Origin of the sequence: Cytobacillus sp. Bva_UNVM-123 (genome assembly GCF_046351715.2) — a bacterium.
Classification (GTDB): Bacteria; Bacillota; Bacilli; order Bacillales; family Cytobacillaceae; genus Cytobacillus.
Genome location: NZ_CM177772.1, coordinates 4,093,376 through 4,112,014 on the forward strand (window position 1 = coordinate 4,093,376; position 18,639 = coordinate 4,112,014).

Below are 18,639 nucleotides of genomic sequence, written 5' to 3' on the forward strand. Positions count from 1 at the left end.
ACTAACATAAAACGAACATACGTTCTGTAAGTTTAGTCACAATTTTCAAATTATTTATTTGTTGGCTACGCTCTATTAACAAAATTAACACAATCTAATTTTATCATATTCGTGTTTATTAAAAATAATAAAAAAAGTACTAACCCAATATTGAATTAGTACTCCGTTTCGATCTATTCTAGATTTTTATTTATCATCTTTTACAACGACAAGCCCTTTGCGCAATGTATTCCCAATCGTACAAGCCCGTTCGGCAGATATGATAAGCTTCTTTTTATACTCATCTGAGAAACGTTCAGGTAGTGTTATTTTCATTTCGCATTTTTCAAATCGGGCCGGGCTATTTGGTGCTTTAATTGCTTTTACTTCTACGGAGAATTCATCAGCTCGGACTTCAACTCCATCGCGTTCGAACATTCTTTGCAGTACGATGATCGTACACATTGCTAATGAAGCTTCAAGCATTTCCTTCGGATTAAGTCCTTCAGAATCTGGTGAAAAGCTCCCTTCTACTTGGAATCCTGCACCATTATATATGCCAAATTTCCCGTTTTCCCCTTTTATTAGTGTCAATTTTATGTTCCTCCTTTTCATTGCCCATGCAGACAACTAGCAAATACGATTACAAGAATTATATAACTTTATGAAACCATTCTCATTCATATAGATGACAGGCCACAAAATGTTTCGGGGCCATTTCTTTTTTGAGTGGAATCTTATTGCGACAAATATCCGTCGCATGTGGGCAGCGCGTATGGAACATACAGCCAGACGGCGGATTTAAAGGAGATGGTATTTCCCCCTTCAAGACGATACGTTCTCTCGTTTGTTTTCTATCCGCTCTCGGTACAGCCGAAAATAAGGCCTGAGTATATGGATGAAGCGGTGAATCAAACAAGCTATCTGTTGGTGCTTCCTCTACGATTTGTCCTAAATACATCACACCGATTCGATCTGAAATATGCCGGACGACACTGATATCATGGGTGATGAATAAATATGTGAGCTGAAGCTCGTCCTGCAGTTGCTTTAATAAATTGATAACCTGTGATTGAATGGAAACGTCAAGAGCTGAAACAGGTTCATCACAGATGATGATTTTCGGATTTACAATTAAGGCACGGGCTAGTCCGAGACGTTGTCTTTGCCCTCCTGAAAATTCATGTGGATAGCGATAATAATGCTCAGGCTGCATCCCTACTTTTTGCAGCATCTCAAATACACGTTCTCTTCGCTCCTGCTTATTGCCGAGCGAATGAATGATTAATGGTTCCTCTAAAATATGACCAATCCGTTTGCGCGGATTTAAAGAGGAGAACGGATCTTGAAAAACGATTTGCAAATCTTTACGTATATTGCGAAGATCTTTTTTCGACATTTGAAAAATATCCTCGTTTTTATATAATGCTTTCCCTTCGGTCGGTTCTGTTAAGCGTAATATGGTTCTTCCTGTCGTACTTTTCCCGCAGCCTGATTCCCCAACAAGGCCAAATGTCTCCCCTTCGTACAATTGAAATGAGACATCATTTACCGCTTTAACTTGACCTTTTACACCACCTAAACGACCTAATTGACCTGTCACTGGGAAAAACTTTTTCAAGTTTTGAACATCTAAAAGTAATTCTTGTTGATTATTTGCTTGAAGAGACATAATCACCCTCCTCTTCTAGGTCAATTTTTTCATAATGCCAGCATCTGACCTTTTGTATTCCTTTATGGACGCGAAGCTCCGGTTCCCTTTCCAGACAAAGCTCATCTGCATATGGGCAGCGTGAAGCAAAACGACAACCAGTTGGGACATTGTCTAAGGAAGGAACTGTCCCTTCAATCATATGAAGTTCTGCTGAGCGTTCCCCATCTAGCTGAGGAATTGATTTCATTAAACCTTTCGTATAGGGGTGAAGTGGTTTTGAAAACAAACTATCTGTATCTGCCTCTTCAACAACCTGACCGAGATACATCACCATAACTCTCGTACATATTTCAGCTACGACCCCTAAATCATGGGTGATGAATATAACCCCCATTCCTAGCTGCTCGTTTAACTCAACAATCAAATCTAATATTTGGGCTTGAATTGTAACATCTAATGCTGTAGTAGGCTCATCCGCAATCAATAATTTAGGCTGGCAAGAAAGAGCCATGGCGATCATGACACGCTGCTGCATTCCTCCAGATAATTGGTGAGGATATTCATCGACACGCTTCTCAGGTGCAGGAATCCCAGTCAGTCTTAACATTTCAATTGCTTTTGCATAAGCTTCTTTTTTCGTAACTTTTTGGTGCAGCAAAATGGATTCACGAATTTGGTCACCGATTGTATAGACAGGATTCAATGAACTAAGTGGGTCTTGGAATATCATTGAAATATCATTTCCACGAATCTTTTGCATGCTTGATTTAGATAGCTTCAAAAGGTTTTCACCTTTAAAGGAGATTTCACCTTCATATTTAGCTGTATATTTTTCATCAAATAGTCTCATAATGGACTGGGACATGACACTTTTTCCACATCCAGATTCTCCGACAACGCCAAGAATCTCTCCTTCGCTGACATGGAAGCTTATACCATCTACCGCAGTAACACGCCCCCGCTCAGTGTGAAAATGTGTCTTTAATTCTTTCACTTCCAAAAGAGGCTGCTTCTCCATGGATATACCTCCTATCAAAATACACATCTATTTAACTCTGATTTTTTTCCTAGAAGAATGTGGATCAAGAAAGTCCCGTAACCCATCACCTAGAAAGTTCAAACCTAATACGGATAAAATAATGGCTAAACTAGGGAAAACGACCATCCACCACGCCTTGAAAATAACTAGCTTACCTGCAAACAATATATTTCCCCAGCTTGGTTCTGGCGCTGGAATACCTGCTCCTAGAAAACTAAGTGCAGCTTCAGAAATAATCGTTTCCGCAAAAATAAATGTTGCTTGCACAATGAGCGGTGAAATGGTATTTGGCGCGATATGCCGCCAAATAATACGCATTGTGCTTGCACCTTGTGCTTTCATTGCTTCTATATATGTCTGCTCTCGAATAACTAAAGCAGTCGAACGAACAATTCTAGCAATATTAGGGGTAAATACGATACTTAACGCAATGATCACATTTGTAGCGGAGGGCCCTAAAGCAGCCATTAAAGCGATCGCTAAAAGAATGCCTGGAATCGACATTAACCCGTCACAAATCCGCATTAAAATATGATCTAATACAGCATAATAGCTTGCGTAAAGTCCAATTATCATTCCTAATATGGATGAAATTAACGTTACCGCAAGTCCAATCCCCATCGATACTTGTGCCCCATAAACAATTCGGGTCAAAAGATCGCGGCCAAACTCATCCGTTCCTAATAAATGAGCCGAGCTAGGTCCTTGTAACCGTTCCGCTACTTTCATTTCATACGGATCAAAAGACATGAGTGATGGACCAATTAAAGCCGTTATCACCAAGACAATGAAAATAAAGCTGCCGATTACCATTAATTTATTTGAGAAGAATCGCCTCATGACCAATTGACGCTGTTGTTTTTTTAGACGGGATTTAATTGTATCAAATTCATTCTTTCTCTCGATTGCCTCCATATTCTACCTCCTCTCTATTTACGCTCAAGTCGGACCCGTGGATCGATTACACCATAAAGTAAATCCACGACTAGATTGATAGAAACATAGGCTAATGTCACGAACAATACGACACCCTGAATGACAGCAAAATCACGGCGTTCAATGGAATTGATGATGAGCTGACCGATGCCTGGAATATTAAAGATGGTTTCAACGACAACAGCTCCTGTTACTAATGTTGCAAAGGATTGACCGATAACTGTTAAAATTGGAAGAAATGCGTTTCGAAGAGCATGCTTATATACGACTTTATGCTCCTTAACACCTTTTGAACGAGCTGTTTTAATAAAATTCGTATTTAAAACCTCTAGCATTGATGACCGAGTCATCCGTGCCACAAGTGCAGTTTGAATGGCCCCTAAGGAGATAGCGGGCAAGATTAAATATTGAAAATGATTCCACAGCCCATTGCTTAATGGCTCATAGCCAGCTACCGGCAGCCATTGCAAGTGAACACCAACAAATAGCATTAATAATAATCCAAGTAAAAAACTTGGAATTGTCATACCTAATAAGGAAGCTGCCATAAGAGTTTGATCTGTAACAGATCCTCGGCGATAAGCCGCAATAATTCCAATCGGAATCGCTAGGATTAGGGCAACAATCTCAGCTAAAATCGCTAAAGAAACGGTTGGCCCTAAGTGATTAAAAATCGCCTCCGTAACAGGCTCTTTCATAAAGTATGATTCACCTAGATCGCCTTGAAAAACGCCGGCAACCCAATCAATATATTGTTGATAGATTGGGAGGTTAAGTCCCATCTCTTCACGCAACGCCTCAATCTGTTCTTCAGTCGCTTCTAAACCTAAAATTACTGAAGCTGGTTCACCGGGAGTTAAATGAACGATCAAAAAAATCGCGATGGACACAACGAATAAAACAGGAATGAGCGAAAATATACGTTTGAAAATATACATTATCAAAGGGAATCCCCCGCTTTTTCTAAACTTAATTTGAGCCTGCATTAAAGCAATAGTAATCCTCCATTACGAAAGTAGCAATGGAGGATTACAATATTATTTTATTACTTTCGTATTCCAAATGATCGGAGCTTCAAATACTTCAAAGCCTTCAAGCTTATTGGTTGTAGCAAGGATGCTCTTATATTGACCAATCGCAGTGGATGGTAAGTACTCGTATAAGAAGCCTTGTAATTCATCCCAATGTGTTTTTGCTTCTTCTGAAGTGCCAGCAGATCGAATCGCAGTAAGCAACTCAGTTATTTTCGGATTTTCCGTACCCGCCCAATCACGTGTTACTGTTAATAACTGTGGTGGTGTCGGCTGATATCCGTTACTTGTAATAAAGATATCCCATGATGTAAAATCATTTTTCCGTTCTAGGAATGTTGGGAAATCGAAGTTTTCTACTTTCACATTCATGCCTAATTGTCTTAGCTGTTCTTGGACAACAAGAGTTGCTGTGTACATTTCGGCGTAATCAGCTGTTGTTAGCAATCTAATTTCTTGTCCATTATAACCAGCATCTTTTAACAACTTTTTCGCTTTCTCTACATCACCTTGGTTATAGATTTCCTTCCCCGCATCACTTGCCCATTGCTTTTGGTTCGGATTCATATAGCTTGGTTCTAGTGTATATAGTTCATCATTTACGAAGCTAGCCATCATGATTTCATCCATTTTTAAGCCTGTATTCACGGCTTGACGCATGTTTACATCAGCTAGTATACCTTCGTTCGTATTATAGAATAAAGTTAGTGTTCCACCAACAAATGGATGGACCTCAACATTTTTCGCCGTGCTTAGTTGCTCATAGTTTTCAATCGGAATACTTTCAGCAATATCATATTTACCTGTTTGAATTCCCGCAATCCGTGTTGAGTGGTCAGTTACGAAATGATAGTAAACATCATTGACAAATACTTCTTTCTTCCCTGATAATCCACTTGCTTCTTGTTCAACAGCTTTATAATCTTCATTTTTCACCAAATGAATATACTGATCTTGCTTCCATTCCTTAAATTTGAATGGCCCCGTACCAATATATTCTGAAACTCCTTCTGCAGGAGCAGATTCAATAATTTCCTTCGGCATAATTGCAGGGAATTGCGCCTTTGAAGCCATAATAATCAACACGTCAGATGTCGCTTTCTCTAAATTCAAAACAGCTGTATATGTATCTTTTGCTTCGAATTTTGCGTTAGCTAAAAGTGCTTTTGCCCGTGATGATTTTTCCAACCAACGATTCATTGAGGCTACAACGTCCTCTGAAGTCATTTCTTTCCCATTATGAAATTTAATACCTTCTCTTAAGTGGAAAGTATATGCTTTGCCATCATCACTAACATCAACAGATGCAGCCAACATTGGAACTGGCTTATAATCTTTGTCAAACGCCATTAAAGGTTCAAATATACCTCCGGCAATATTAAGGGCCGCTTGAGATACAGTCATAGCTGAATCTAAAGTTGGCGGCTGTGCAGTAATAGCAATATTTATTTCATCTTTATAATTTTTATTCTCTCCTGTATTTCCTTCCTTAGAGTCTGTCGACTCATTTACCTCTTTATCTTTGCTGCAGCCGATCACTGAAATAGCTAAAATAACTAATAGTAGAAACATGCCTATTTTTTTCATTTTTGTTCGAGACCCTCCTGTTAGTTGCGTTTTTCTCTATTGTCTACTGCGCTCTTTTCATAGCGCAAAGATTTTATTGTTAACACATTCCTCCTCGAATGGACTTGATAATAAGTAAACTCTCATAATTCACACCTTTTTCATAGGAATTATAAGATATGAAAATATTAACCTAGTTCAAATAGTATTGTCAATGATTTATCCCCCAATCCGAAAACATGAATAGTTCTTTCTCTATTCATTGATAAAACCGAACGGAGACTTCTTTCAATAGTGTATGACATTTTTCCGCTTTAAGGAAAAAAGTCTGCTCCTCACTTTTATTACATAGAGAGAAGCAGACTTTATTTTTAAAATGACTTTTATATATTAGTTTGCTTTTTCAAGCAATCATTCAAGTTATCTGATTAACCTCTATCTTAAACCACTCGTCATTCGTTTTTCAAACGCCCTATTAAAATGCTGAACAGTAATAATGCGGCAAGTGCAATACCAGTAATGACAAACAATGCTTGACTGAATGATATGGAGTCAATCATAACGGCTGTGTAGGAAATACCAATTGAAGCAGCTACATTTAGCACTAAATTGTAAAATCCAACCGCAGTTCCTGTTTTTTCTTTCGGCATCGTGCTCACACAGCTGTCAAGCATTGGTGCATACATGAAAGCAAACGATCCTGAGAATAGCATCATCGATATAATAAATAGCACAACTGAGCTTTCAAGAAATAAGCCTGGTAAGACAACACTTATGGCAATACATGCCATCGCTATCATAATTGCTTGTTTGCTGCTAAAGAGTTTTGCTATTTTTCCTGAGAGAGCACCGATAATAACAGCCGTAACATAACCTGGAATTAAAATTAAGGAAATCGTGTCAAGCTTCAGTCCATATATTTTTTCAAGGAGAAATGGAAACATAAAAATATAGGCCAATTGAACTGTATAAATAATAAATGCTACTGAAAGGATTGAAATGAAACGTTAATTTTTGAAAAAGGATATATCAATAAGAGAATTGGAGCCTTTGTTAATGTAGAGAAAAAATAAAATCGCAGCAGCTGCAAATGCAATCATATAGATCCAATTAAAATTAGAAATATAAAGCATAATGGATGTCGCAACAGCAGCAATTAAGATTAAGCCAATCACATCGACATTTGACTTTTTTGCCTTTTCCTTCGGTAAATATTTCAAAATAAACGGTAATATCACTAAAGTAATTAATGGGACGAGAAATAAGGTTGTCCAATGTAAGTACGTTGAAATATACCCACCAATTAAAGAGCCCGCAATTAAAGAAAGTGAGAAGCTGCTCGTGCTAAAGCCAAGAAATTTCTTCTGTTCATCTTTTGGCAAATGCTTTGTAACATAGATAACATAAAGCGTTTCAGCTGAAGCTAAACCAGCTGTTTGAATAACTCTTGCTATGAGTATCATGACAAATGAACCATGAAACAGAAATCCGAGAATAGAGCCTGTACAAATAAGAACAATGCCTATGCTTAATAGAGTTCGAATACTAATCGAGTCAGCTAACGAAGCATAGACGACTGCACCAATCCCGATAATGAGCCCGGCTAATGTAGCTTGCCAACCGACGGTTGTTGCTGAAATACCAAGATCATTGGCGATCTCGACAGAAATAAGCTTAAAGGCATTATCCATAATTAACGCTAACACGAAGAAGGTTAAGATTATAGGTACAGCTTTTTTTGCTTGATGACTATTTGTATTATGTGTTGTTTCACCTGCTGCTGTCATCAATTAACTCCTTTTCTGCAAACATGCTTTTATTTTTACGCAAGCTCTAGAGCAATTTCCATCATTTTTGTAAAGGCGGTTTGTCTTTCTTCCTGTGTCGTTTTTTCTTCTTTAAAAATATGATCACTAATTGTTAGTATACAAAGTGCATTCACTCCAGCATGTGCGGCATTTAAATAAAGTCCTGCCGATTCCATTTCTGCACAAAGAATCCCCATCTCACTCCATTTTTGAATTGCTGTAGGATCTGCATTATAAAAAACATCGCTGGATAATACATTCCCGACACGTACTTTTTGTCCCTGTTCATCTGCCACCTTTTTCGCTCTTTCTAAAAGCTCGTATGAAGCAGTAATGGAATAATGTCCTGGAACATTGAATTGGTGTCCATAATTAGAATCTGTTGAAGCGCCCATGGCAAAGACAATATCATACAAATTCAAATCGTCTTGGAGTGAGCCTGCTGACCCAATCCGTATAAGATTTTTGACACCGAATACATGAATGAGCTCCCAAGAATAAATACTCATACTGGGCGTTCCCATTCCAGTTCCCATGACAGAAATTCGTTTCCCTTTATATGTTCCTGTATATCCAAGCATGCCACGAACTTCGTTAAACTGAATGACATCCTCTAAATAGGTTTCTGCAATAAATTTTGCCCGTAACGGATCACCAGGTAATAAAATCGTTTCTGCAATTTCTGCACCATTTGGTTTAATATGCGGGGTTTCTTTAAAGTTCGTTGAGCTCATTTTCTTCGCCTCCTAGTTGTATACGCTTACTTTTCTTTAAAACATAAATGACATCATGAATATACAAATATATTTAGTTGTATAACTAGTTGTCTAATTTATACATTATAAAATTACCACGATTTTTATTCCCTTTCAATCTATATTTTATGGAAAGGCAAAATTTCTACTCACAAAAAAAAACAGTGCCTTCTTTAAAGAAGTAACACTGTTTTTTGAAGTTAATTTTTGCTGCAATGAAAACATTATTTTGAAGCATTAACATGGATGATGCTAAAGTCTCTCGGAATATAGTATTTATTAAAGACTATTGGCTGGACTTCATTCATATAAACACTCTCTAAAAGTAAATCACATTCCTCGCCACCAATAATTTTATGTTTTTGGGTTGTTGAATTTACAGATGTTGACCGCTTAAATTCTATTGTGGCAGAATTGGCTAGATCATATACTTTGTTTTCAAGCATTTGTAATAATTGTGTTTTATCTTGTAAATCTAATTCCAACTCTGAAACGGTTTCAATGGCCATAAAAGTAAAAGCATAGCCGACAACATTGTTATTGCTTTTATACCAGCGTTCAAAGGCAACAACTGCAGCAGCCTTCCTTTTTAACACCTGTTGTGTATAATCACTTTCAATGTCTAAACGAAAATCAAGCTCCACTTCATCGATTTTTTCTGTGTGACATTTATACATTGGATTGCCGATTTTTTCGAGGCCAATTGTCCTTTTAAGCTGCTGCTTTCTCGTAACAAAGCTCCCTTTGCCATGAATGCTTTTCACTAAACCATCATCCTGCAAAAGCGAGAGCGCCTGTCTTAATGTCATTCTGCTGACACCAAATATTTTTGCTAATTCATGCTCCGTTGGTAGCTTACTTTCAGGTGGAAAAAATCCATCGATAATTTGTTTATATAATTGATCATAAATATTTATATACAAAGGCTTCTTTCCTTTTTGGAAGCCATCATTGTTCAGCCACATTCTATACACTCACCTGTTTTTATTAGACTTCTAATACTTCTATTCTTACATTAATATATTATATCATGCTGTCATTTCATAACATACCATCACAAAACATGAACATTCCTAAAGTCCAATGATATATAGAAGAGGCTGAACAAACCGTCATTCGATTTTTTAAGTATAGAAAAACTCCACTAAGATGACGGTTATTCTCCATCCATCATCTTGAGAGGAGTAAATTTTAAAAATAGGCTCTGTTAATCTTGGCTGTTGATTTCCACTCCAGGTTGCTCGCTTTCCGCGGGCGGTCCGGAAGCCTCCTCGGCGCTATCGCACCTGCGGGGTCTTCCCTGTCCCTTCCTCCCGCAGGACATTGAATAACCCTCCTTGAAATAACACCGCACGAAGAAAATGCGAATGCATTTTCGAGGAGTCTCGCACCTTCCGCTACAATCAACAGGTGCAAAAATCAACAATTCTCTTTAACAGAGCCAAAAAATAAGAATACGGCTTTCATTTACCGATTATAAATTTATCCATAAGCTTAAATTTTGTAATGATAAATCAACTTTTGGTAATTCTTTTATTTCCTTTTTCGTCTTTAAGAAGAAAAGGAAGTTTCTTATGTCTTCGACAGCCTGTATAAAAGTGAGTGTTTTAAAATTATTTGAACAATGATGTTTCAGATAGTGGACTAAATCTTCTTGTTTAATAAATATTAAATAATGAATACTTGTGCAGTTATACAAAAATAGGCGGATTCTGTCTAACGATTGCTGTGTTTTTTCATCAATTTTTAAATCATGTTGAAATTGCGATAGCAACACATCGTATCTCGAGTACTCACTTTTTAGCATTATCATTGCTCCTTATAAAATTTCTTTTTTTAAATTAAACACTATTTATTAACAATCATTAACAATTCCTTAAAGCTTAAACTTAAGGACTAATTCATTTAAATTTTCTGCTTGTTTAGCTAGTTCTTCTGAGATTGCAGCGATATCTGCAATCGATTCATTCATTTGTTGCTATTCTTAGAAATCGTTGCTAGATTTGTCGAGACAATGTTGATTTTATTTGCGACGTCGGAGATCGCTGTACTAATATTGTTAAATGTTTCTTTCGTTGTTTTTATTTGATTTGTTCCTAATTCAACCTCATGATAGCCAACTTTAGTTGACTTCCTTCAACTGTCATTCCTAATACTTCATCAGAAGCGTGCTTTATTTGTTCTCCATTTGTATTGGCCTCTTCTACATTCGTTAAAAATGCCCTCATGATAGAAGCTAAATCACTTGCACTTGTTGCTTGTGTTTCTGTTCCAGTTGCCATTTCCTGCATAGTGACGGCAATTTGCTGTGTTCCTGCATTTACTTCGTTCGCGGATTGTGATAATTCCTCACTTTGTCCATTAATCACTTCAGAAACCATGTTAATTTCGCTTAATACATTGCGGACATTACTACTCATTTCATTCGTAGAAACAATAAGCTGGCCAATTTCATCATGTAGTAATGTATGTAACCGTTCACCGCTAAAATCTCCGCTGGCAATTAAGTTCATTCTTTCTTTAACCCTATTTAATGGATTTGTAATGATATTTGCTGTAATAATCGCGACAATAATGCTAATAATTATGACAACAGCAATTAGTCCGATTGCTACATACAATGTTGCTTGTCCACTATTCATAATATTTTGACCGATATCATTTATTTTCTCTCGGCTTTCTGTTGCTCGCTTCTCATAGCCAGTCATAATATCACGAACTTCTTGATTTTTGACCGCAAGATTTTGTCTAGCTAACACGTCATTTCCTTTGTCATACTCAGCAAACACTTTTGTGATAACGAATTCTTCCCAGTCAATCGTTCGTTTCTTAAGAAGTTCAAACTCTGGAGTATTCCCTAAGGATGTAATAATTTCTCCGTTTTCTTTTCCTACTTTGCTATATTCATTAAACCGTTCTTTATAGTCGCCGCCATATAAAACATAACCACGTGCTGTTGAAATTCTGTTAGCTACTGATTTAGCTAATTCTTCATTTGCAATTAATAGCTGTGTTTCCTGATCAACAATGACTTTCGTATTTTCATTCATTTTATCAACGAAATAATTTTTTGTTCATTTTATCTTTTTTTACTTCTCTTATTCTCTTCACACTTCTTTCTTTTTTCACATTTTCCCCGCCTTATCAAAGCATTTAAAAAAAGGTAAAAAAAATAGGCATTCTAAATATAATTAGAATTACCAATAGCTTCTTGTATAAATTCTCTGTTTGTGTTTTTAGTTTCAAAACGATATAAGTAATAAACTGAATGATTCAAAAGCTATGCTGCTTTAGCCATTCAAGCCTATAAATATTCCTAAACAGATTTTTTTATAAATAAACAATTGGTAACCAGGCGATCATAGCTTATAGAATTAATTACCTATTTTGCCTTAGACCCTTAGCTTTGCGTCCTATCTTTTCAAATAGTTTGCCTTTTTCAATCTTTTGATTTCACATTTATCTACCGATTGCACCCATACCCTCTAATAGTACCCTCGCATCTTGATTTAAGTAATCAACCGCATCTTTTCTTAATAACAATTTTGCCTTATCTTTGACGAGCATTTTTAAAGATCTCATATCAAATTTAGACGCATATGAATTGATTGCAATCAATATTGCCATATCCTGTCTTGTAATAGGATCTTGACCAGATTCCGTTCTTTCAACAATGAGTTTCAATAATTCTCTAGCATTACTTTTTAGTGATACTCGATGTTTCTTTAAAATTTCGAGATTATCCTCCATTAATTTTCTAGCCGTTATAAAATCTAACTGCTCAACGAAATTATTAATTTGATCAATTAAATCTTCTGGTTTCATGATTATTCACCCCTATTTTCGTGTATCTATCAATAAAAATTGACTATCCTAAAAAAATAGAATAGCCAACAGAATTTTTATGAAATATAAAAAAATCATATCAATTGGTAACCAGGCGATCATAGCTAATAGGATTAATTACCTATTTCACCTTAGACCCTTAGCTTTGCGTCCTATCTTTTCAAATAGTTTGCCTTTATCTTCATATTATTGTAGGTATTTAAAACTATTACTTTAGTAGTGTAATATACTGCATTTCATTTTTCAACAAATTTCTACATTTTTCTTTTTTACCCCTATAAAAAACCCGAATCCTGCCTATATAGGATTCGAGCTTTTATATTTATTCATTCTTCGGTTATACGTGTACTTGCAGAAAATCGATTACCTGTTTAAGTGCATCTTGAACAATTGGATTATGAAAATCATTTTCAAATACATGTTCACCATTAGGGATCGTAATTAATCTTGCCTCAATGCCTTCCTTGACTAAAGCTCCACGCATAAAAGCAGATTGTTCATATGGAACATCGACATCTTTTGTTCCGTGTAGTAATAACGTTGGTGGAAATTCTTTTGAAATATTATACATTGGGCTAAACTTGATAAGCTCCTCTTTTTCTGTCAAAGGATTAAATCCTGTTATTTCATGAATCCATTCGCCTGTCTGCCTAGCATATAAATAAAGGAGGAAACGCTCATGAACCGATCCTTCTGTCAGAATTCGATTAGAAATAAGGTTTTTAGCAATTTCCTTTGGCACACGGTGCTTTTGACAATAAAATTTATTTGGAGTTGTTGCCCAACTTGCACTTATATCCCCATATCCATAGAAGGAAACGATTGCACGAGGTTTATTTTGAAATGTTCCTGTACTAAGAGCTAAATAACCACCCGCAGAGCCTCCAATGACAGCAATTCTATTCGGATCAATACTAAATTGCTTCGGCCCTTCCGTTTCAATCCAGTGAAGTGCATCTTGGACATCTTCAAGAATATCTTTAAGTTTTGTTTCAGGAGCTAGTCGATAATCAATCGAAAATAATGCGAATCCACTATCATAATATAGCTTTTTTATATCCTCTTGAATGTCTTCTCTCGTTCCCCAAAGCAAACCACCCCCGTGGATATAAACGATAACAGGAGCATGTTCTTGATTTGCTTCATAAAAATCAGCCTTAATTTCAAAGCGTTCATCTTTTTTGAAAGTAACTGTAGTTTTCATAGTAGTATTCACATCCATTCAAATAAAATCAAGGGAATAATCTTTATTCTCTTTTTTTCAACATATAAAATAATATCAGTTGATGAGTAGTGGGTCTAGCGTAATCTTTTAGTTCAATTTATATACTTATAGTAATTGTCAATATTTTGTTTATTTATTACTTATTTTAGGATTAACAAGTTATGAGGTTTCCTTTGCATATTTTAGAACAGCTTCCTCTAATACATCGATTCCGAGGATAATATCATCAAGGTCTGTGTACTCCTCAGGATGGTGGCTTAGTCCGTCTACAGATGGGACAAAAATAAGTGCTACTGGTCCTAATTTTGTCATATTCATCGCATCATGCCCTGCCCCGCTATGCATGACTTCATAAGGAAGAGCTTTCCTTTCACAAATCGTTTGAATTTCCTCCATTAGTTCCGTAGAAAGCAGGACTGGCTCTTCCATACTAATGATCTTCGTATCAATTTCAAGCTGGCGGGCTTCTTTTACTGACAGGATTGTATTATAGACATGATTCAATACCCGCTCTCTTGAATCAGTTGATGTCGATCTAATATCAATTTTCAACTCAACTTCACCTGGAACGACATTCATCGCCCCTGCCGGAATATGTAATACACCTATGGTACCAACTGTCCCAAAGGCTTGTTCAAGATTTGCCGATTTTTCTAGCTCTAATGCAATTTCAGATGCCCCCAGCAGCGCATCTTTACGCATAAACATCGGTGTTGTTCCTGAATGTGATGCTTTCCCATAAATGTTAATAAGCAATCTTATCGGCGCGGCAATGCCAGTAACGATTCCAATTTTCTTCTCATTATTGATCAGGACTGGACCTTGTTCAACATGCAATTCAAAATATGCTTTAAATTCTTCATCTTCCCTACTCGCTTCCTCAATGCTATTAAAATCAAGTGCACAGAGGGAAAATGCCTTTTCCATCGTAATCCCATCTCGATCTTTTAAATCTCTGTATTTCTCCTTATCAATAAGTCCAGCCATTGCCTTACTGCCGACAGTTGAAACACCAAATCGAGATGATTCTTCACAAGCAAATGCAATAATTTCAATTGGATGCTCAGTAGTAATCGACTTATCATTCAACCGTTTGATCACTTCAAGTGCTGCTGTTACACCGACAACTCCATCATATTTTCCACCTTGATAGACCGTATCCAAATGTGAACCTATGACAACTGGAGGGAGCCCTTTTATCACACCTTCTCTTCTAGCAATTAAATTCCCGCAAGGATCAAGACGGATTTCTAAGTTTTCAGCTTTACACATACGCATGAACGCATGTGTACAAGCTTGTTCTTCATTCGTATAGGCTACTCTTGTTATTCCGATTTCACCCGAATTGTATTGATTCATTTTATTTAAAAGGATTTCATATCTTTCTTTCGATTCCATACAATCGCCCCGCTTAGCCTAGTATTTTCATATCATACTGTATTAGACAAGAATTGTATATTATTGTTGCTAACTTAAAAAGCCGCCTCCAACTACATGGGGCAGCATTTTATTCCTTTACCTTTAATAAACGCAATGAATTCAGAACAACGATTAGTGTTGCACCCATATCCGCAAAAACAGCCATCCACAACGTTAACCATCCGGGAATAATGAATAGTAAAGCTACTATTTTTAGACCGAGAGCAAAGATTACATTTTCCTTTATAATCGTTAATGCTCTTCTGCTTAATTGAATCGTGTAAGGAAGCTTGTCTAGATCATCTGCCATTAAGGCGATATCAGCTGTTTCTATTGCTGCATCTGTTCCGGCACCACCCATCGCAATTCCAACTGTTGCAGCTGCCAAAGCTGGAGCATCATTTACACCATCTCCAACCATTGCAACTTTTCCATACTTGTCTCGCAACGTTTTGATCGTCGCTAATTTATCTTGCGGCAATAACTCAGCTCTTACTTCACTTAATCCGACTTCATTCGCAACCGCTTGACCTGTTGCCTTATTATCGCCTGTCAACATAATTGTTTTTTCGATACCGATTTTTTGTAACCTTTTCATAACGTTTGAACTGCTGTCTCGCAGTTTGTCAGCTACCGCAATTAAACCGAATATTTCATTATTCGTTCCTACTACTATGACTGTTTTTCCTTCAGTCTGCAATCCATTTATTTGTGTTATGACCGCATCTGGAAGATGGCCGATTTCTTCAAATAGCTTTGGACTCCCAATATAGTACAATTGATTGTTTACTTCTGCTTTCGTACCTTTTCCTGTAATGGATTGAAAATTTTCAGCTGTGTACTCATGTTGAGAAATTCCTTTTTCTTTCGCTTTTCGAATTATCGCAGAGGCTAAAGGATGCTGTGACAGCTTCTCCAGTGCTACAGAGATTCGTAATAATTCACTCTCATTCATTTTTCCTAGCACTATTATATCTGTTACTTCCGGTGTTCCATTCGTTAATGTCCCTGTTTTATCAAAAGCAATGACCTGTAATCTGCCAGCTTCTTCTAGGTGAACCCCTCCTTTAATGAGTACACCTTTTTTAGCAGCATTCCCAATGGCTGTTACAATTGCAACCGGTGTAGAAATAACTAAAGCACATGGACACCCAACAACTAAGACAGTTAAACCACGATATACCCATTCGGACCAGGCCCCTCCCATTAATAGTGGGGGAACGATGGCTAATAACAGTGCTATTAGCATAATTACGGGTGTATAGTACCTCGCAAACGTATCGATAAACACTTGTGAAGGAGCTCGTTCTGCCTGTGCTTCCTCTACTAAATGAATAATTTTTGCAATCGTTGTGTCTTCAACACGTTTTGTAACCTTTACTTCTAGTGCACCCTCTTCATTTATCGTTCCTGCAAATACTTCATCACCAACCGTTTTTAAGACAGGTATTGACTCGCCTGTTATCGCTGCTTGATTGATTGAAGATTGTCCCTTTACGACTTCACCATCCATAGCTAGTTTTTCACCAGGCTTAATAATTAAAACGTCCCCTAATAAAATGTCTTCTACGTTCAATTTTTTTTCGTGAATCCCTCGTCTTACAAGTGCTGTTTTTGGAGCAATGTCCATTAGTGAGCGAATCGATTCTCGAGCCTTATCCATTGAATAGCTTTCTAATGCTTCACTTAATGCAAATAAAAAAACAACTACTGCCCCTTCACTCCACTCACCAATAATGGCTGCTCCAAGAACCGCAATCGTCATTAGTGTTTTCATGTCAAATTGGAGTTTTGAAAGATTTCTTACACCCACTTTAAAAAGGCTAAACCCACCAATGAATATGGCTACAGCAAAAATAATAATTGTCGTTAAGTCTACTTCTCCCAATTTGAACATTGAAGTATATCCAACAATAATAAATAGAAGGGAAAGGATTGTCGTTTTATTTTCTGCCTTCTCCCAAAATGGGCGTTTCATTTCTTCGATTCGCTGATTTTCAGGCAGCAATTTTATTCCATCAAAAGCTCCTGCCTTTTCAAGCTGTTCAATCGTTGCTTCTCCAAATACAGTTAATTTCGAAGCACCGAAATTTAGTTGCACATCATTCACTGTATGAATTTCACGAATATTCTTTTCAAATTTTGCGGCACAATTTGTACAGGAGAGCCCCTGTAATCGATATGTTTCCTTCTTATTTTCTAATGCTTCTCCCATCGCTGACACCTTCTTTAGAATGAATCAAGGCAATTGATACAAATTGATAAGCTTCGTTTATTTCGGCTCAACATGAACATGAACATCAAATACCCCATGCACATTTTTTAAGATATTTTCAACCTCTGTTGAAATATCATGGGCAACTTGAATATCTAAATTAGGATTAACTAAAATGACAATATCTACTACAGAATTATTTCCGTAATTTCTGGCTTTAATTTCTTTAACAAAGCCTACACCATCTACTGTTAAAGCTGTTTTTCTGAAAGATTCAATCTTTTCCTCATCGAAACCATCTGTTAATTGATGAGTGGCATCGCGAAAAATATCCCATGCCGTTTTACAAATAATTAAACCGACGATGACCGCCGTTACAGGGTCAAGCCATGGGAGATTGAACTGAGAGCCGATAATACCAATGGCTGCTCCAATACTGACTAAACCATCAGAAAGATTATCTTTCGCAGCGGCTATAACAGCTTGGCTATTTATTTTTTTTCCTAAATTGCGATTGTACCGATAAACAAAATACATTACTACAGCACTGAAAATGCCCGTCCACGCTGAAATTAAATCAGGTGATTCCTGCTTCCCATCAAAAATAGAAGAAATTGCTGTAAATAAAACTTGAATGCCGACAACAGCCATAATAAAGGAAGCAATTAAAGAAGCAACCGTTTCCGCTTTCCAATGTCCGTACGGGTGATCTTTATCTGCTGGTTTTTGGGATAATTTAAGTCCGATCAGAATGGCAATGGAGGCGATGATGTCTGTCGCATTATTTAAACCATCAGCTTTTAACGCTTCTGAATTAGCCATATAGCCAATAAACAACTTTAATGAAGATAAGCAGAGATAGGCAATTATGCTAATAATAGCTCCTCTTTCCCCCATTTTTAAGTCATTCATTCTTTGTTGTTCCATTATGCTTCCTCCCTAATAAATCCTATCTTGATCATAGTATCATCTAAGTATCGAGTGGGGATAGAGCAACCTTTTTTCACTTATTTATACTTGTAACATCTGGCAAAAAGAGTTTCTTGAGGGCAAAGATTATTTGTAAAAAAAGTAAAACCACAATTTTAAAAGGACCTATGATTTAAACCCATATTTTTTGTTAATCTATACAAAAATATGTGTTCATGCAGGAAAAGGAGGGAACA

The 18,639-nt window shown here is 36.8% G+C and carries 15 protein-coding genes, 1 pseudogene and 2 riboswitches; all 16 genes and pseudogenes read right to left on the minus strand.

Translation table 11 applies throughout. From position 1 onward, the window contains the following. Positions 1–186: 186 nt before the first annotated feature. Complete coding sequence (locus KDN24_RS21070; RefSeq protein WP_409974271.1) at positions 187–573, minus strand: OsmC family protein; 387 nt, start codon at positions 571–573, stop codon at positions 187–189. An 82-nt stretch (positions 574–655) separates the two neighbouring features. After that, positions 656–1,651 carry an ABC transporter ATP-binding protein gene (locus KDN24_RS21075; RefSeq protein WP_409974270.1) on the minus strand — a complete coding sequence of 332 codons (996 nt, stop codon included), beginning with the start codon at positions 1,649–1,651 and terminating at the stop codon, positions 656–658. Further along, on the minus strand, positions 1,632–2,651 hold the full coding sequence (locus KDN24_RS21080; RefSeq protein WP_409974269.1) for an ABC transporter ATP-binding protein: 1,020 nt from the start codon (positions 2,649–2,651) through the stop codon (positions 1,632–1,634). The genes KDN24_RS21075 and KDN24_RS21080 overlap by 20 nt, the downstream gene beginning before the upstream one ends. 27 nt (positions 2,652–2,678) lie before the next feature. Next, positions 2,679–3,587 carry an ABC transporter permease gene (locus tag KDN24_RS21085; RefSeq protein ID WP_409974268.1) on the minus strand — a complete coding sequence of 303 codons (909 nt, stop codon included), beginning with the start codon at positions 3,585–3,587 and terminating at the stop codon, positions 2,679–2,681. Positions 3,588–3,601: 14 nt separating this feature from the next. Next, on the minus strand, positions 3,602–4,552 hold the full coding sequence (locus KDN24_RS21090; RefSeq protein ID WP_409974267.1) for an ABC transporter permease: 951 nt from the start codon (positions 4,550–4,552) through the stop codon (positions 3,602–3,604). A 93-nt stretch (positions 4,553–4,645) separates the two neighbouring features. Continuing rightward, a complete protein-coding gene (locus KDN24_RS21095; protein WP_491348151.1) occupies positions 4,646–6,226 on the minus strand; it encodes an ABC transporter substrate-binding protein in 1,581 nt (526 codons plus the stop codon). Positions 6,227–6,657: 431 nt separating this feature from the next. Continuing rightward, positions 6,658–7,992 (minus strand): annotated as a pseudogene (locus tag KDN24_RS21100) (MFS transporter). Positions 7,993–8,027: 35 nt separating this feature from the next. Next, complete coding sequence (gene deoD / locus KDN24_RS21105) at positions 8,028–8,747, minus strand: purine-nucleoside phosphorylase (protein WP_409974265.1); 720 nt, start codon at positions 8,745–8,747, stop codon at positions 8,028–8,030. Positions 8,748–8,992: 245 nt separating this feature from the next. After that, positions 8,993–9,727: a GntR family transcriptional regulator gene (locus KDN24_RS21110; protein WP_409974351.1), complete on the minus strand. Its 735-nt coding sequence runs from the start codon at positions 9,725–9,727 to the stop codon at positions 8,993–8,995. Positions 9,728–10,242: 515 nt separating this feature from the next. Further along, positions 10,243–10,575, minus strand: coding sequence for a hypothetical protein (locus KDN24_RS21115; RefSeq protein WP_409974264.1), 333 nt, complete (start codon positions 10,573–10,575; stop codon positions 10,243–10,245). Between the two features lie 289 nt (positions 10,576–10,864). Then, the gene (locus tag KDN24_RS21120) at positions 10,865–11,818 is read right to left on the minus strand and encodes a HAMP domain-containing protein (RefSeq protein WP_409974263.1); all 954 of its coding nucleotides are present in this window, start codon (positions 11,816–11,818) and stop codon (positions 10,865–10,867) included. Between the two features lie 293 nt (positions 11,819–12,111). After that, a riboswitch (cyclic di-GMP riboswitch) is annotated at positions 12,112–12,213 on the minus strand. Positions 12,214–12,227: 14 nt separating this feature from the next. Further along, positions 12,228–12,593 (minus strand): hypothetical protein, encoded by a 366-nt coding sequence (locus KDN24_RS21125; protein WP_409974262.1) that lies wholly within the window; start codon positions 12,591–12,593, stop codon positions 12,228–12,230. Positions 12,594–12,696: 103 nt separating this feature from the next. Beyond that, positions 12,697–12,798, minus strand: a riboswitch (cyclic di-GMP riboswitch). Between the two features lie 153 nt (positions 12,799–12,951). Then, on the minus strand, positions 12,952–13,818 hold the full coding sequence (locus tag KDN24_RS21130) for an alpha/beta hydrolase (RefSeq protein WP_491348152.1): 867 nt from the start codon (positions 13,816–13,818) through the stop codon (positions 12,952–12,954). Between the two features lie 180 nt (positions 13,819–13,998). Next, positions 13,999–15,237, minus strand: coding sequence for a M20 family metallo-hydrolase (locus tag KDN24_RS21135; RefSeq protein ID WP_409974259.1), 1,239 nt, complete (start codon positions 15,235–15,237; stop codon positions 13,999–14,001). A 109-nt stretch (positions 15,238–15,346) separates the two neighbouring features. Then, positions 15,347–17,473 carry a heavy metal translocating P-type ATPase gene (locus KDN24_RS21140; protein WP_409974258.1) on the minus strand — a complete coding sequence of 709 codons (2,127 nt, stop codon included), beginning with the start codon at positions 17,471–17,473 and terminating at the stop codon, positions 15,347–15,349. 57 nt (positions 17,474–17,530) lie between these two features. Then, positions 17,531–18,400, minus strand: a complete 870-nt coding sequence (locus KDN24_RS21145; protein ID WP_409974257.1) for a cation diffusion facilitator family transporter — start codon at positions 18,398–18,400, stop codon at positions 17,531–17,533. Between the last annotated feature and the right edge of the window lie 239 nt (positions 18,401–18,639).

What these genes read in the sequence shown, in the direction of transcription:
- KDN24_RS21080 (WP_409974269.1), bottom strand. Translation starts at nt 2,651, where the DNA reads ATGGAGAAGCAGCCTCTTTTGGAAGTGAAAGAATTAAAGACACATTTT.
- KDN24_RS21095 (WP_491348151.1), bottom strand. Translation starts at nt 6,226, where the DNA reads ATGAAAAAAATAGGCATGTTTCTACTATTAGTTATTTTAGCTATTTCA.
- KDN24_RS21085 (WP_409974268.1), bottom strand. Translation starts at nt 3,587, where the DNA reads ATGGAGGCAATCGAGAGAAAGAATGAATTTGATACAATTAAATCCCGT.
- KDN24_RS21140 (WP_409974258.1), bottom strand. Translation starts at nt 17,473, where the DNA reads ATGGGAGAAGCATTAGAAAATAAGAAGGAAACATATCGATTACAGGGG.
- deoD (WP_409974265.1), bottom strand. Translation starts at nt 8,747, where the DNA reads ATGAGCTCAACGAACTTTAAAGAAACCCCGCATATTAAACCAAATGGT.
- KDN24_RS21145 (WP_409974257.1), bottom strand. Translation starts at nt 18,400, where the DNA reads ATGGAACAACAAAGAATGAATGACTTAAAAATGGGGGAAAGAGGAGCT.
- KDN24_RS21115 (WP_409974264.1), bottom strand. Translation starts at nt 10,575, where the DNA reads ATGCTAAAAAGTGAGTACTCGAGATACGATGTGTTGCTATCGCAATTT.
- KDN24_RS21075 (WP_409974270.1), bottom strand. Translation starts at nt 1,651, where the DNA reads ATGTCTCTTCAAGCAAATAATCAACAAGAATTACTTTTAGATGTTCAA.
- KDN24_RS21125 (WP_409974262.1), bottom strand. Translation starts at nt 12,593, where the DNA reads ATGAAACCAGAAGATTTAATTGATCAAATTAATAATTTCGTTGAGCAG.
- KDN24_RS21120 (WP_409974263.1), bottom strand. Translation starts at nt 11,818, where the DNA reads ATGAATGAAAATACGAAAGTCATTGTTGATCAGGAAACACAGCTATTA.
- KDN24_RS21135 (WP_409974259.1), bottom strand. Translation starts at nt 15,237, where the DNA reads ATGGAATCGAAAGAAAGATATGAAATCCTTTTAAATAAAATGAATCAA.
- KDN24_RS21130 (WP_491348152.1), bottom strand. Translation starts at nt 13,818, where the DNA reads ATGAAAACTACAGTTACTTTCAAAAAAGATGAACGCTTTGAAATTAAG.